This is a genomic window from Sulfuricella sp. T08 (assembly GCF_000971475.1).
Classification (GTDB): Bacteria; Pseudomonadota; Gammaproteobacteria; order Burkholderiales; family Sulfuricellaceae; genus Sulfuricella.
This window is the reverse complement of sequence record NZ_DF967552.1, coordinates 78,313-91,985: the sequence shown is the minus strand read 5'-3', so window position 1 is coordinate 91,985 and position 13,673 is coordinate 78,313. Positions and strand designations below refer to the sequence as shown.

At 57.6% G+C, this 13,673-nt stretch carries 14 protein-coding genes; 11 read left to right on the top strand and 3 right to left on the bottom strand.

Annotated features, from left to right (window positions below; genetic code table 11):
• A partial coding sequence (locus SCT_RS17705; RefSeq protein ID WP_237759696.1) for a hypothetical protein occupies positions 1–251 on the top strand: 251 nt, incomplete at its 5' end.
• Positions 252–629: 378 nt separating this feature from the next.
• On the opposite strand, the gene xdp1 is transcribed toward SCT_RS17705, so the two are convergent.
• Together xdp1 and prsT are read right to left on the bottom strand one after the other, a co-directional pair.
• Positions 630–1,493, bottom strand: a complete 864-nt coding sequence (xdp1, locus tag SCT_RS13300; RefSeq protein ID WP_059423843.1) for an exosortase-dependent surface protein XDP1 — start codon at positions 1,491–1,493, stop codon at positions 630–632.
• Between the two features lie 179 nt (positions 1,494–1,672).
• Positions 1,673–4,528, bottom strand: coding sequence for an XrtA/PEP-CTERM system TPR-repeat protein PrsT (gene prsT, locus SCT_RS13295; RefSeq protein WP_159107911.1), 2,856 nt, complete (start codon positions 4,526–4,528; stop codon positions 1,673–1,675).
• 110 nt (positions 4,529–4,638) lie between these two features.
• Between prsT and SCT_RS17340 the strand changes: the two genes are divergently transcribed.
• Complete coding sequence (locus tag SCT_RS17340) at positions 4,639–4,911, top strand: hypothetical protein (RefSeq protein WP_159107910.1); 273 nt, start codon at positions 4,639–4,641, stop codon at positions 4,909–4,911.
• Between the two features lie 17 nt (positions 4,912–4,928).
• Here the strand turns inward: SCT_RS17340 and metK are convergent, their stop codons facing one another.
• On the bottom strand, positions 4,929–6,095 hold the full coding sequence (gene metK, locus SCT_RS13290) for a methionine adenosyltransferase (protein ID WP_059423838.1): 1,167 nt from the start codon (positions 6,093–6,095) through the stop codon (positions 4,929–4,931).
• 169 nt (positions 6,096–6,264) lie between these two features.
• Here metK and SCT_RS13285 point away from each other — a divergent pair, with 169 nt between their 5' ends.
• The 9 genes from SCT_RS13285 to SCT_RS13245 all read left to right on the top strand — a co-directional run bounded on the left by SCT_RS13285 (position 6,265) and on the right by SCT_RS13245 (position 13,665).
• Positions 6,265–7,152, top strand: a complete 888-nt coding sequence (locus SCT_RS13285; RefSeq protein ID WP_059423836.1) for a lysophospholipid acyltransferase family protein — start codon at positions 6,265–6,267, stop codon at positions 7,150–7,152.
• Positions 7,153–7,221: 69 nt separating this feature from the next.
• On the top strand, positions 7,222–8,094 hold the full coding sequence (locus tag SCT_RS13280; protein WP_202812161.1) for a lipid A biosynthesis acyltransferase: 873 nt from the start codon (positions 7,222–7,224) through the stop codon (positions 8,092–8,094).
• A 131-nt stretch (positions 8,095–8,225) separates the two neighbouring features.
• Complete coding sequence (locus SCT_RS13275) at positions 8,226–8,885, top strand: bifunctional 2-polyprenyl-6-hydroxyphenol methylase/3-demethylubiquinol 3-O-methyltransferase UbiG (protein WP_059423832.1); 660 nt, start codon at positions 8,226–8,228, stop codon at positions 8,883–8,885.
• Positions 8,882–9,298: a CoA-binding protein gene (locus tag SCT_RS13270; RefSeq protein ID WP_059423830.1), complete on the top strand. Its 417-nt coding sequence runs from the start codon at positions 8,882–8,884 to the stop codon at positions 9,296–9,298. Before SCT_RS13275 ends, SCT_RS13270 begins: the two co-directional genes overlap by 4 nt.
• Positions 9,289–10,119: a diaminopimelate epimerase gene (gene dapF, locus SCT_RS13265; RefSeq protein ID WP_059423828.1), complete on the top strand. Its 831-nt coding sequence runs from the start codon at positions 9,289–9,291 to the stop codon at positions 10,117–10,119. Before SCT_RS13270 ends, dapF begins: the two co-directional genes overlap by 10 nt.
• Before the next feature lie 19 nt (positions 10,120–10,138).
• Complete coding sequence (locus tag SCT_RS13260; protein ID WP_059423826.1) at positions 10,139–10,786, top strand: DUF484 family protein; 648 nt, start codon at positions 10,139–10,141, stop codon at positions 10,784–10,786.
• 158 nt (positions 10,787–10,944) lie between these two features.
• Positions 10,945–11,838, top strand: a complete 894-nt coding sequence (xerC, locus tag SCT_RS13255; protein ID WP_059423824.1) for a tyrosine recombinase XerC — start codon at positions 10,945–10,947, stop codon at positions 11,836–11,838.
• A gap of 32 nt (positions 11,839–11,870) precedes the next feature.
• The gene (locus SCT_RS13250; RefSeq protein ID WP_059423820.1) at positions 11,871–12,185 is read left to right on the top strand and encodes a hypothetical protein; all 315 of its coding nucleotides are present in this window, start codon (positions 11,871–11,873) and stop codon (positions 12,183–12,185) included.
• Positions 12,186–12,258: 73 nt separating this feature from the next.
• Positions 12,259–13,665 (top strand): carbohydrate porin, encoded by a 1,407-nt coding sequence (locus SCT_RS13245; protein ID WP_059423817.1) that lies wholly within the window; start codon positions 12,259–12,261, stop codon positions 13,663–13,665.
• Positions 13,666–13,673 lie beyond the last annotated feature (8 nt).

The following is a 13,673-nucleotide window of genomic DNA, read 5'->3' as shown; positions in this document are numbered from 1 at the left end:
GACCCGGTTACAGGCCCCAAAGGGGTCAATGTTTCGACATTTCACTCTCGTCTAGATCTGAAACTGAATTCGGCAAGAGTTTTTCAACAGAATTGCCCGTGAAGGAGACGGTCAGGAAATTCTTTCAACCGTCACCGCGCCCTCAACTTGTTGTTAAAGGGAAAGTCACCATTACACGCAGGCCAGACCGCGATTGGTCGTTAACAAAGCCAAGGCTTACTTTTGCGCCAACACGGATGGAAATGGTTTGAACAATAGATAGGCCGAGACCCGAACCAATTTCATCACTAGACACTCCTTATCGTCTGAATTGTGCGTGAGCATGCGGCGCATTGCCCGTTGGTTATTACCCTATGCAGGCCATTTTCCATCTTTTCGAGCCCGGTTACGGCGATCAGATCACCGGACCAACCTTCATGAAGGTCTCCTATATTAGGATTCCGCGCGATCTTCGTTCTCCCATATAGCTCGTGAGAATTGCTTCAAGCCGCGACGAGAGCGATTTCGGATAGATGCCGTCAGGGGGAAATGTGCGTCCATTCCATTATTCAAGGCGCAAAAATAAAAATGGAGCCCACTCAGGACTCCATTTTTGACAAACTTTAAGTCTTCGGCAAACCAGTCAGAGCTTACTGCCGGCGCATCCTGACCAGACCCAACAGACCGGCACCAAACAGAAGCAGTGTGGCCGGCTCAGGAACGCCGGGGGGGGGCGTGGAGCCCGCCAGCATTTTCACCTTAACATAATCGAAATTAGTTGTCGGGGTATTACAGGCGCTGGACTTGCCAGTTATGGCGTCAATGCAGTCAGCGCCAAAAACGTTGTTGTAGGCGGCTACTATCCAGTAGCTGGACGACACGCCGGTGGTAAAATTGATCGTTTGGTTTGTTAGCGTTGCCACATTGCAATAGTTGCCGATAACTTTCCAACCATCTCCCACCAGAGAGACGTACTTGTTTCCAGACAATATAGGGCTACCTGTGCCGATCCAGGCCAAAATGCTAATGTCGGAGTCGTAAGTAGAGGTGGCCGATGGGTAACCAAGAGTTACTTTGCTGAGAGTCGTGGCGCTATCAAATTTAAACTCAATACTGTCATAATTTGACGCATTGTCCATGGCGTGGTTAGGCGCTGAAACATTAAGAGGACCAACGACTTTCCCCTCATACTGATTCGATACGCCCAGCCCGTTTCCTGCATAATATCCCAGGTAAGCACTGTTTAGCGTGCTGTTGGTTGTGGTAGCCGATGTGGTGGATGTGCCGGAAGTGGTATCAGCCCAGGCGCTGGCGACTACGTTATTCGCGGGTGCTGAAGATGGGGTTCCGGTACCGGCGTAAGTCCGTGTGTTTCCATAGGTGCCGGCGCCAGTTTCGGTCCCGCTCGCATCAAGGTTCCACGAATATGAATACGTAGTCGTGGCCTGAACTGGCAAAGCCAGCGAAAGTCCGGCTAAAGTAAGAATTGCCGCAAACAGTGTATTGGGTTTCATGTTGTCCTCCCTCTGGCCTACTTTACGCGTAACGTTTTTTTGGATCTCAATAATATCTCAGCAAATTTCATGCCATTGCAATTCAGTTGATTTGTAATCATATCGTTACAAACATTAGCAGCTAAAGCAGCTAAATCTCAGGGCACTGGTGTAAGAAATTTCGACAGTCGCAAAAATGGTTATCGAATAGCTGGGAAAGGAAGGCGCTGATGAAGTTTTTTGGCATCCTCGATGCCTGGAAAGCTGGTATTGCCTGTAAGCGCCTGATCCAATTCTTGCCGTGCCTCGGCGGGGCGCCCCAGCCGTTCCAGCGCCGCAGCGAGATGATAGTGGATCTCAGCATTGGACGAATTGCGCAGCTTGGCTTCACGCAGGTAACGCAGCCCCTTCTCGGCTTGGCCCTGCCTTACCAGTACCCAGCCCAGAGTGTCCGCAACCGCGGCTTCCGACGGGGCGAGGCGATAAGCCCTTTCCGCATAGTCCAGCGCCGCAGCTTCTCCTTGCTGCAATAAAATACCGGCAAGGTTGTTAAGAATTCCGACAGTTTCCCCGCGACGCTTCAAGATGGTTTCATACACCGCGCGCGCGGCCACAATATTGCCGGCACGCAAATGGCCTTCAGCAAGCGCCAACCTGGCCGCGTCATCGTTCGGGTGCGCCTTGAGCCAGCCGGTCATGACCCCGGTCGCGTGGGCTTGGCGACCTGCCTGAATACTGGCCTGATACAGCCGGATTGCCGCGTCGGTTCCGGGTTCCTTGTCCAGCGCTGTACGGAAGTGGGTCATTGCCTCATCGAGCCGCCCACGGGCCACGGCAATATTACCCAGCAAACGGTAGCCTTCACCTTGTCCCGGGTAACGACTCACAATCCGGCGGGCTCGTGCTTCGGCCTCGGACAGCTTGCCAGTTTTTAACTCAAGTTCGGTCTGCAGCGCCAAAGCTGGCAGGTATTCGGGATTGCCCGAGAGGGACTTATCCAGATTGTATTGGGCGGCATTCTGATCGCCGGCGCCAAGCTGCAGCTGCGCGATACGGCACTGCCACGCACTGTCAAACCCTGCCATCAGGGTCATGCGTTTGTAGATCACCCGCGCCAGCCCAGGATTACCCACAGCCACGTAGGCGCGCCCCTCAATAGCGAGAACCTCCAAGTCTGCGCTGTTCGCATTTTCAAGATCTTTGGCAAGGTTCAAGGCTTTCTCGGCTTCGCCTCTGCGCAGGTAAATTTCCGCCAGATGCACCCCCGGACCAATATTCTTCGGTTCCAATGAGTGAATTTTTTGCAGTTGCAGGATCGCCGCATCCAGTCGGCCGAGATTTTCTTCCAGATTGGCAAGTTCGGACATTGCCTGAGCGTTGTTGGGTTGTTCCTTTAGGATCATGGCAAGTCTTTCTCGCGCCGCATCATGCTTGCCTTCCATCACATCCAGTTTGGCCAGATTGAGCCGGGCCGGAATGAAACGATGATCCGCTGTCACGGCTTTATCGTAAGCGGCGCGCCCCCCAGCCCGGTCGTTGGCGGCAACACGGGCCACGCCGAGCAGATTAAGAGCCAGGGGGCTATTGGGTTCTAGCCGCGTCATTGCCTCGGCGACTTGGACGGCTTGGCGCGGCTGGCCGCGTTTGATATGCAGTATGGCAAGTGCAGCCCCTACCTGGGGTTGTCCAGGATCCTTCAGGAAAGCCCGGGTCAGATGTTCCAACCCCTGATTTACTTGGCCACCGCCCAGCAGACTGAAGCCAAGTGAGCTTTCAAACTGCGGTGCGCCACCTGTAACCTGCGTGGCGCGCTCAAGCAGCGCGCTGGCCTTGCGAAAATCCTTCTGGGCCATATAGGCACTAGCCAGCAATGAAAGCGCATTTGCGTCATCAGGGGTAGCACTGATGACAGGAGTCAGCACTTCAATAGCCGCATTACTGTTGCCTTCTTTGAGCCGCAATGCCCCCATCAACTTGCGTCCGGCAATATGCTCGGGGGCCAGCGTCAACAACCGCTTCAGATAGCTGGCGGCCTGTTCCATCTGGTTCAGACTAAAGTGGGCCAACCCGCCCAGCAGAAGCAGTTGAGAAGATTGGTCTAGGACCTCTGGGGATATTGGGTCAAGCACCTTGGTGAGATCATGCAAAGTTTTTTTGGCGGCCGCACTGTCATGCCGCCTATCGGACAATAGTGCCCCCAGATAAAGACCCCGCGGATCCTCAGGAAACTCGCGCTGCAGGTACTGCAAATCCAGTTCCGCTTTCTTGTCTTGTGCCATCTCCATCAACAGCGAAACACGCGCCAGGCGTGCTGTGAGATATTTCGGGTCGAGAGCCAGTGCCTTATCGTAATCGGAGAGTGCGGCTTTGAAATTGTTTTCACTATGCGAAATCGTGGCGCGGAAATTCCAGTAGGGGGCACTTTTCGGATCGAGATTGATGGCTTGATTGATCAGGCTCCGGGCAACTTGTGGCTTGCCTTCGCGAAATGACAAATTTGCATCGATCAGGATCAGGTGGGGCGGCTTGGTGCCAGTGATGGCATAAGCCTGTTCAAGGGTCTGCCTCGCGGCTTTAAGGTCGCCGAGTTCCATTTGCGCATTGGCCCGGATGGACAATACCGCCTGATGGACAATCGGTGTCAGACCATCCAGGGCAACAGCATCCAGCAAGCGACGGTACTTTCCCTGATAGGCGTAGGCTTGGGCGCGAGATATAGCGATCACAGCGCGGTCAACTCCTAATGCTAGGGATTTGTCGAATTCCACTTCGGCGCTGTTGGGTTGGCCTTTTTCGAGGAAGGACCGGCCCAGCAAAACGTGTGCTGCCAGCATGTTTGCATCCTGCTGCAGCGCGTTCTTTAGCTGAATAATGGCGCCAGCAAAGTCTTTCTTTTCATAGCGCACCAACGCATCTTCATAGTACTTGGATGCCTGCTCATTCTTGCTTGCCGCTCTGATACTGCCAGAAAAGCCAATTAGTAAAGCAAAAAGCGCCATAACGCTGAAATGGAACACTCGGTTCGTTTTCACAATCTGGACAATGTGGCTTCGCATGGTTGGCCTGTTGATACCAAAGGTAATGAAATTTTGATTAATCGGATGCCGCTGCGACATGATTGTTGTATGGATTTGGTGCGTGCGGCACCTCGCCCCATGAATGCCATATGCTAACTCGCCGAATATCAATCAGCAACAAGCTCGGCCAAGCAACGGCCATGAATTTTGATTTTCCATTGTGTGGTGTAAACCACCGGCTACAGATTGTGAAGACGACATCCTGGACGAGTTGGGAAAGCTTCCCAACACTGGATTCCAGATACCCAAATAAAAAAAGCCCTGTCTTTCGCAAGGCAGGGCTTCAAAATCCAAACAAGAAATTACAACTCGGCGTCACCTTGCGCCTAACGGCGAAAGATGAGCCTACGCCGAAATACTGATAACCGCTTCGCGGGCCTTACAGGCCTGCATCTGCGCGAAGCGCATCTGCTTTATCGGTATTTTCCCAGGTGAATTCCGGCTCTTCCCGGCCGAAGTGGCCATAAGCGGCGGTCTTGGCATAAATCGGACGGAGCAGGTCGAGCGACTGGATAATGCCTTTCGGACGCAGGTCGAAGTGGGCTTCGATCAGCTTGACGATTTTTTCGTCGGCGATCTTGCCGGTGCCGAAGGTGTTGACCATCATGCTCACCGGCTTGGCAACGCCGATGGCGTAGGCGATTTGTACTTCGCATTTTGAGGCCAGGCCTGCGGCGACGATATTCTTCGCGACATAGCGGCCGGCGTAGGCAGCGGAACGGTCAACCTTGGACGGGTCCTTGCCGGAGAAGGCGCCGCCGCCGTGGTGCGCGGCACCGCCGTAGGTGTCGACGATGATCTTGCGGCCGGTCAGGCCGCAGTCGCCCATCGGGCCGCCAACCACAAAGCGGCCGGTGGGGTTGATCAGATAGCGGATGTCACCGGCACGCATGCTTTCCGGAATGATCGGTTTGACGATTTCCTCGATCACCGCTTCGGAAAGTTCGGCGTGGGAAATGTCGGGGTGGTGCTGGGTGGAGATCACCACGGTGTCGACATGCACCGGTTTGCCTTCCACATAGCGGATAGTCACCTGGGACTTGGCGTCGGGACGCAGCCAGGGCAGGCGGCCGTCCTTGCGCAGTTCGGCCTGGCGCTGCATCAGGCGATGTGCGTAATGAATCGGCATTGGCATCAGCTGCGGGGTTTCGTCGCAGGCATAGCCGAACATCAGACCCTGGTCGCCGGCGCCCTGATCCATGTCAATGCCTTCGCCCTCGTTCACGCCCTGGGCGATGTCGGGCGACTGCCGGTTGATCGCGGTGAGCACGGCGCAGGTATAGTGGTCGAAGCCGATTTCCGAGCTGTTGTAGCCGATGCGCTTGACCGCTTCACGCGCGACGTCGATGTAGTTGACTGCCGCATGGGTGGTGATTTCGCCTGAAATAACGACCAGTCCGGTGCTGACCAGTGTTTCGCAGGCTACCCGTGCCTTGGGGTCATGCGCTAGAATGGCGTCGAGGACGGAATCGGAGATTTGGTCGGCGACTTTGTCGGGATGACCTTCGGAAACGGATTCTGAAGTAAAGAGGTGCTCGTGTAACATTTCTGCTCCTTGGATATCTAGGTGTTTCCCCGTAATTCGCTGGCGAAGCCGGCTCTGGGGTAAGAAGCAGACGACGCTTTAGCCGTATTTATATCCCGCCCGCAAGTTGTCTTTAACACGGCGGCAGGTCAATTCTATTTTTTAAAAGGCTTTTAGTCAAACCCCGCCCATGATGGCCTACCTGCTTCGTGTTCTTGCTTACCTGCCGCTTTGGCTGTTGCACCTTCTGGGTGCGGCAGCAGGGTGGGCGACCTATCTGGGATCCCGGCGCTATGCCGCGAGGATGCGGGAAAATCTGACGGCCAGCGGGGTGTGCGCGCCGGACGCATGCGGCAAAATGCTGCGCCGGGCGGTGGCCGAAGCGGGCAAGAGCGTGCTGGAACTGCCCGCAGTCTGGTTGCGCCCGGAGCAGCAGGCATTGCAGCTGTTGAAGAAGTGCCATGGCTGGGAACATGTCGAGGCGGCGCTTGCGCGCGGCAAGGGGCTGATTTTTCTGACTCCGCATATGGGCTGCTTCGAGATCACCAGCCTGTATTATGCCGCCCGTCACCCGATCACCGTGCTCTATCGGCCACCCAAGCTGAAGTGGCTGCAGCCCTTGATCGATGCAGGGCGTGTTCGCGGTCAGGTGACGCTGGCACCCACCGACTTGGGCGGGGTGCGGGCGCTGTTCAAGGCGCTGCGGCGCGGTGAGGCAATCGGTATCCTGCCCGACCAGGTGCCAGGCCAAGGCGAGGGGGTGTGGGCCGATTTTTTCGGTCGCCCCGCCTACACCATGACCCTGGTCGGTCGTCTGGTTCATTCCACCGATGCGGCCGTGGTGCTCGCCGCCGCCTTCCGCCTGCCTCATGGCAAAGGGTTCGATCTGTGGCTGGAACCGATGCCCGAGGGGATACCGGCGGAGCCAGTGGCCGCAGCCCGCTTCATCAACGCGGCGATCGAAAGCCTGGTGCGGCAGAGACCGGAGCAGTACCTGTGGAGCTATAACCGGTACAAGACCCCGAGAGGAGTGAGTAGTAAGGCAAGTGAGGAGAAAGGAGTGAGGCGTGAGGAGTAAAGTCAAAATCTGGAACGGGGGTTGGTTTTTGCTCCTCACGCCTCACTCTTCACTCCTCACTGCATCCATATGATATCCCGCCTCGGCATTTTCCTCATCTGGCTGCTGCATTTCCTGCCGCTTGACCTCCTCGCGCGTTTCGGCGAGGGTTTCGGCTTTCTGCTCTATGCACTTGGGAGCGAACGCCGGCGGGTGGCGCGCATCAACCTGCGGCTGTGCTTTCCGGAGATGACCGATGCGGAAAGGGAACGGCTGGTTCGGCGCCATTTTCGCGCCTTCGGCCGCAGCGTGCTGGAGCGTGGAATTCTGTGGTGGTCTTCGAAGTCGCGCATCCAGAAGTTGGTCCGTATCGAAGGATTGGAGCACTGGCAGGCGGTGGCCGACAGGCCGGTGATCTGGCTCGCCCCCCACTTTGTCGGACTGGACATGGGCGGAGTCAGGCTGACTACGGACTACCCACTGGTTTCGATGTACAGCAAGCAGAAAAACCTGCTGTTTGACGCCCTGCTGCTGCACTCCCGCACCCGGTTCGGCAATTCTCCGATGGCATCGCGTCAGGACGGGCTCAAGCCGGTGGTGCGGGCAATGCGCAAAGGCTTGCCGTTCTATTATCTGCCGGACATGGATTTTGGCGCACGCGACGCTGTGTTCGTGCCGTTTTTCGGCGTGCCTGCCGCTACCATCACCGCGCTATCGCGCGTGGCGAAAATTACGGCTGCCGCGGTGGTGCCCTGCGTTACCCGCCAGCTTCCCGGCGGTGCAGGTTATGTGCTGAAATTTTATCCAGCCTGGGAGTCTTTTCCGGGCGAAGATGTTGAAAACGATACCCGCCGCATGAACGCCTTCATCGAGGAGCGAGTGCGGGAAATGCCGGAGCAGTATTTCTGGCTGCACAAGCGTTTCAAGAGTCGCCCACCGGGCGAGGAAAAGTTCTATAAATGAATTCGTTAACCACAGAGACACAGAGGCACAGAGAAAATCTAAAAGGCAAAAGTGGAACATTTGGCTTCTACTTTATGTGTTGCCTTGCTTTCCTCTGTGCCTCTGTGTCTCTGTGGTAGATTCGAATTTTTATGGAACGCATTCCCGAACCCGAGCTGATGGATGACCCCGAGCAGGCTGAGGCCTATGCCAGTGCGGATTTTTCCGAGCCGCACAATGCCTTCGTCGCCCATTTTCGCCGTCTCTTTCGCGACTTCGCCGCCGGGCGCGTGCTTGACCTGGGATGCGGTCCGGCGGATGTCGCCATTCGCTTCTGTAAGGCATACCCTGATGCGATTCTGACTGGTGTGGATGCCTCCTCTGTCATGCTGCAACTCGGATACGCCGCAGTGCGCGAGGCTGGCTTGGCTGAACGCCTGCAGCTGGTGCAGAGCCACCTGCCGGACGAGGGTCTGGCGGCGCTGCAGTTCGATGCGGTAATCAGCAATAGCCTGTTGCACCATCTCGACGATCCGGCGGTACTGTGGGAAACTGTAAGACAGATGGCAAAGCCCGGCGCGCCCGTGCTGATCATGGATTTGATGCGACCCGCCTCGTTCGCAGAGGCGGGTCAGCTTGCCGGGCGTTATGCTGGCGAGGCACCGCCGGTGCTGCGCCGGGATTTCCACAATTCATTGCTGGCGGCCTACCGGCCGGAGGAAGTGCGTGAGCAGCTGCATGCCGCGAATCTGCTCGGGTTTCGTGTGGAAGCGGTGAGCGACCGCCATTTGTTGATATGGGGAAATTTGTGAGTTTCCAGAATCCGGATGACGCGGAGATCCGCGCCCTCCTGAAAAAAATCAAAAATATTGCTGTGCTCGGGCTGTCGCCCAAGCCTGATCGTCCCAGCTATTTCGTGGCGAAAGCGATGCAGGGTTTCGGCTTCAACATCATTCCGGTGCGCCCTGCCACTGCGGAGGTTCTCGGGCAAAAAGCCTACGCGTCCTTGCGCGACATCCCGGGTCCAATCGATCTGGTGGACGTGTTTCGGGCCGCAGAATATCTGGACGCTATTGTTGACGAATGTATTGCCTTACAATTGCCGGCAATCTGGATCCAGGAAGGCATCGTCAACGAGGCTGCGGCAGAACGGGCTCGCGTCGCCGGCATGACAGTGGTGATGGATCGCTGCATCTACAAGGATTACGTGGCTTTATGCTCCTGAAATTTACCAAAATGCATGGCCTAGGCAACGATTTCGTGGTGTTCGACGCGATTTCGCAAAGCGTGAATTTGAGCCCGGCCCAGTTCAAGTTCATCGCCGATCGCCATTTCGGCATCGGTTGCGACCAGATTTTGCTGGTGGAACGCGCCACCCGGCCCGACGCGGATTTCCGCTATCGTATCTTCAATGCCGACGGCGGCGAGGTCGAGCAGTGCGGCAACGGCGCGCGCTGCTTCGTGCGCTTCGTGCACGACAAAGCGCTGAGCCCGAAAATCGAGATTCGTGTGGAAACAGCTTCCGGTATCATCGTGCCGCGTCTCGAGCCGAACGGCCAGGTGACAGTGAACATGGGCGTGCCACGCTTCGAGCCGGTGGAGATTCCGTTCGTCGCCGAAAAACGCGCGCTCACCTATTTACTTGGCCTGGAAGGTAAACTCGCAGAAGTCAGCGTGCTGTCCATGGGTAACCCCCATGCGGTACAGTTGGTGGAAGATGCGGATGGCGCGGCGGTTGCCGTGGAGGGGCCGCAGATCGAAAGCCACCCGAGCTTTCCGGCGCGGGTTAACGCAGGCTTCATGCAGGTACTCGATCGTGGCCGCATCAAGCTGCGGGTTTACGAGCGCGGCGCCGGCGAAACCCTGGCTTGCGGCACTGGCGCCTGTGCCGCAGTGGTGGCGGGGATCATGCGCGGATTGCTGGATGACGAGGTGCGGGTGACAACCCGGGGCGGTGAGTTGATCATCCGCTGGGAAGGCAAGGGACAACCGGTCAGGATGACCGGCCCGGCAGTGACGGTATTCGAAGGCGAAATTAATTTATGAACAAGGGGGAGAAAAAAGAATGAATTCGGAAGCGGTCGCGCAGTATTTGCATGAAAATCCTGAGTTTTTCGAACAACATTCCGCGCTGCTGGCGGAAATATTTATCCCCCACCCCCACGGGGGCCGGGCGATATCCATCGCCGAGCGCCAGCAACTGGCGCTGCGCGACAAGAACCGGCTGCTGGAAACCAAGCTGCGGGAGTTGATCCAGTTTGGTGAGGAAAATGACGCCATCAGCGAAAAAATGCACCGCCTCAGCCTGTCGCTGCTCGGTGCGCGCGATCTGGACAGCGTGCTGAACACGGCTTATTTCAATCTGCGTGAGGATTTCGACGTGCCTCACGTGGCGATACGCATCTGGGCCGGCGCAGATTTGCCGGCACGGCCGGAATTCATGGGGGCGACGATCGAAATGTGCGCATTCGCAGACGAGCTGGTCACGCCGAAATGCGGCCCGCAGTTGCTTGAGGAAGCGCCTTCCTGGTTCGGCGAGGCTGGCCCGAATCTGCGTTCATTCGCCTATGTGGCGATGCGCTCGGAGCAGTCCTTCGGCCTGCTCGCCTTGGCCAGCGAAGATGTGCAGCGCTTCTACCCGGAGATGGGCACGCTCTACCTGAAACGGTTGGGTGAACTGGTCAGCGCGGCGCTGCTGCGCTACCTAAAGTAGAAAACGGCGTTTTACCGCAGAGGACGCGGAGGACACAGAGGAAAAACAAGACCAGGAGCTTACGCCGAACGTCCCTCTTGGTGAGCGCACATCGGCATGTACGCCTTTGAATTCCTCCGCGTCCTCTGCGGTTCAATAGCTTTTTTGAGGGAGACCCAATGAGCCCAGGCGCGGCGTATCTGCAAGCCTTTCTCGGCCATCTCGCCAGCGAGCGCCGCCTGTCCCCCTTGACCTGCAGCAACTACGGTCGCGACGTGACCGAGCTGCTGAGGCTGGCAGGTGAGACCCCTCTCGATCAGCTGCAAGTCCACCAGATTCGGCGCTTTATCGCACAATTGCACGGCCGCGGCCTGGGTGGCAAAACGCTGGCTCGCATGCTTTCTGCCTGGCGGGGTTTCTATGCCTGGCTTGCCCGCGACCATGGTTTTGCCAGCAACCCCTGCGCCGGTATGCGCGCTCCGAAATCCGTCAAAGCTTTGCCGCAGGCGCTGTCGCCAGACGAAGCCGCACGCCTTATGGAGATCCCCGTTGATGGCGATCCCCTTGCCCTGCGCGACAAGGCGATGTTCGAGCTGTTCTATTCCTCCGGCCTGCGTCTTTCCGAACTCGTCAATCTGCCGCTAAGTCAGATTGATCTTGCCGCCGGCATGGTGCGGGTCACCGGCAAGGGCAGCAAGACCCGTGAAGTGCCGGTGGGTCGTTTCGCTCTGGAGGCGGTGAGAAACTGGCTGCCGGAGCGGGAAAAGCTCGCCAGGCCAGAAGAATACGCATTGTTTGTCGGCAAAAATGGCGCTCGTCTGACGCCACGCGCCGTGCAGTACCGCGTCAAGCAATGGGCTCTCAAGCTGGGCATTTCGGCGGAAGTGCATCCGCATGTGTTGCGCCATTCTTTTGCCAGCCATGTGCTGCAGTCCAGCGGCGACCTGCGCGCGGTGCAGGAAATGCTCGGACATGCGAATATCTCGACGACGCAGGTGTACACACACCTGGATTTTCAGCATCTTGCGAAGGTTTATGATGCCGCTCATCCACGCGCGAAGAAGAAGCCTTGACACATTTCATCCGCTTGCGTGATGATAAGACAATGAATTCGCGTCTACTATTTCTTCTGTGGCTCGCCTTTGTCCTGCTTTTCGCCCAGCAGGGAGCGGTGCTGCACGCCCTGTCGCACTTCGCGGATGGCGTGCCGACTCAGTCGCAGCAGGACAAGCATCTGCCCCACTCGCCAGCCTGCGACAAGTGCGTGGTTTATGCCGGTATCGGCGGCGCGGCCCCGTCCTCGCCGCCGGTGTTCACCATCCAGGAAGCGGCCACCATGCTGGCCGCGGTATTTTTTCTCCTGTTCTTTTCCGCACCGCTACGCACCTACCTTTCCCGCGGCCCACCCCGCCTCGCCTAGAATCAATCATATGTTGTTTCGCTAACCGGCCTAAAAGCCGGTTGCCGCCGTTGATTTTTTTCACGAGGTTGTCATGTCATTCAAACGCAAAACTCTTGCGGCGAGTATCGCACTCGCCCTTGCTGCACCGCTGAGCGCACACGCAGCGGACAGCGCCGAGCTGGCGCAAATCCGCGAGCAGATCAAACAGATGAAGGAAAGCTACGAAGTACGCATCCAGGCCCTGGAAAAACGCCTGCAACAGGCTGAAAGCACCGCCGGAAACGCGCTGGAGAAGGCCGGGAAGGCTGAGGAAAAGGCCGTCCAGGCCGCAGTCGCGCCCCAAGCCACACCGCCCGCCGCGATCAACGCCTTCAATCCGGGTATTTCACTGATCCTGTCCGGAATCTACGGCAACCACTCCAAGGATCCTGCCGGCTACCAGATCACCGGCTTCCACCTGCCCGGCGGCGTGCTGGCCGATGTCTCGCCCCAGCGCGGTTTCAGCCTGGCGGAGACGGAACTGGGCATCTACGCTAACGTGGACCCGTATTTTGCCGGCGGCCTGAATTTCTCCATCCACCCGGACAACACCGTATCCACCGAAGAGGCTTTCATCCAGACCCTGGGCTTGTCCCACGGGTTGACGGTCAAGGCGGGCCGATACTTTTCCGGCATCGGCTACCTCAACGAGCAGCACGCCCACACCTGGGATTTTGTCGATGCGCCGCTGGCCTACCAGGCCTTCCTCGGCGGTCAGTTCAACAACGATGGCGTGCAGGTGCGCTGGCTGGCGCCCACCGATACCTTTGTCGAGCTTGGCGCGGAACTGGGGCGCGGCGCGAGTTTTCCCGGCACCGGGCGCGACAAGAACGGGGCTGGGGCCAGCGCTCTCTACGCCCATGCGGGAGGTGATGTGGGGACGAACAACAGCTGGCGGGCGGGTATGTCCCTGCTGGCCACGTCACCCCAGGATCGCATCTGGAACGACGTGGATGCCTTCAATGCTGGCGTGACCAATCGATTCAGCGGCAACAGCAAGCTGTGGGTGGCGGACGGCGTCTGGAAGTGGGCGCCCAATGGCAATCCGGTCTATACCAACTTCAAGCTGCAAGGGGAATACCTGCGCCGGGTCGAGGACGGTAATCTGACCTACGACGTGAATGTGGCTTCCCTCGGCACCTCGACGGGAAACTATAACGCCGCCCAGTCTGGCTGGTATCTCCAGGGTATCTATCAGTTCGCACCCTACTGGCGGGCGGGCCTGCGCACCGAGCGACTGGATCACGGCAACATCGATTACGGCGTAAACAATGCCAACCTGTTGCGACCGGATCACGATCCCAGCCGCCAGTCCTTCATGGTGGACTACAACCCGAGCGAGTTCAGCCGCATCCGGCTGCAGCTCGCTCAGGACAAGTCGCGCCAGGGCGTGACGGACAACCAGATTTTCCTGCAATACCAGATGAGCCTTGGCGCTCACGGTGCCCACAAGTATTAAGGAGCTGT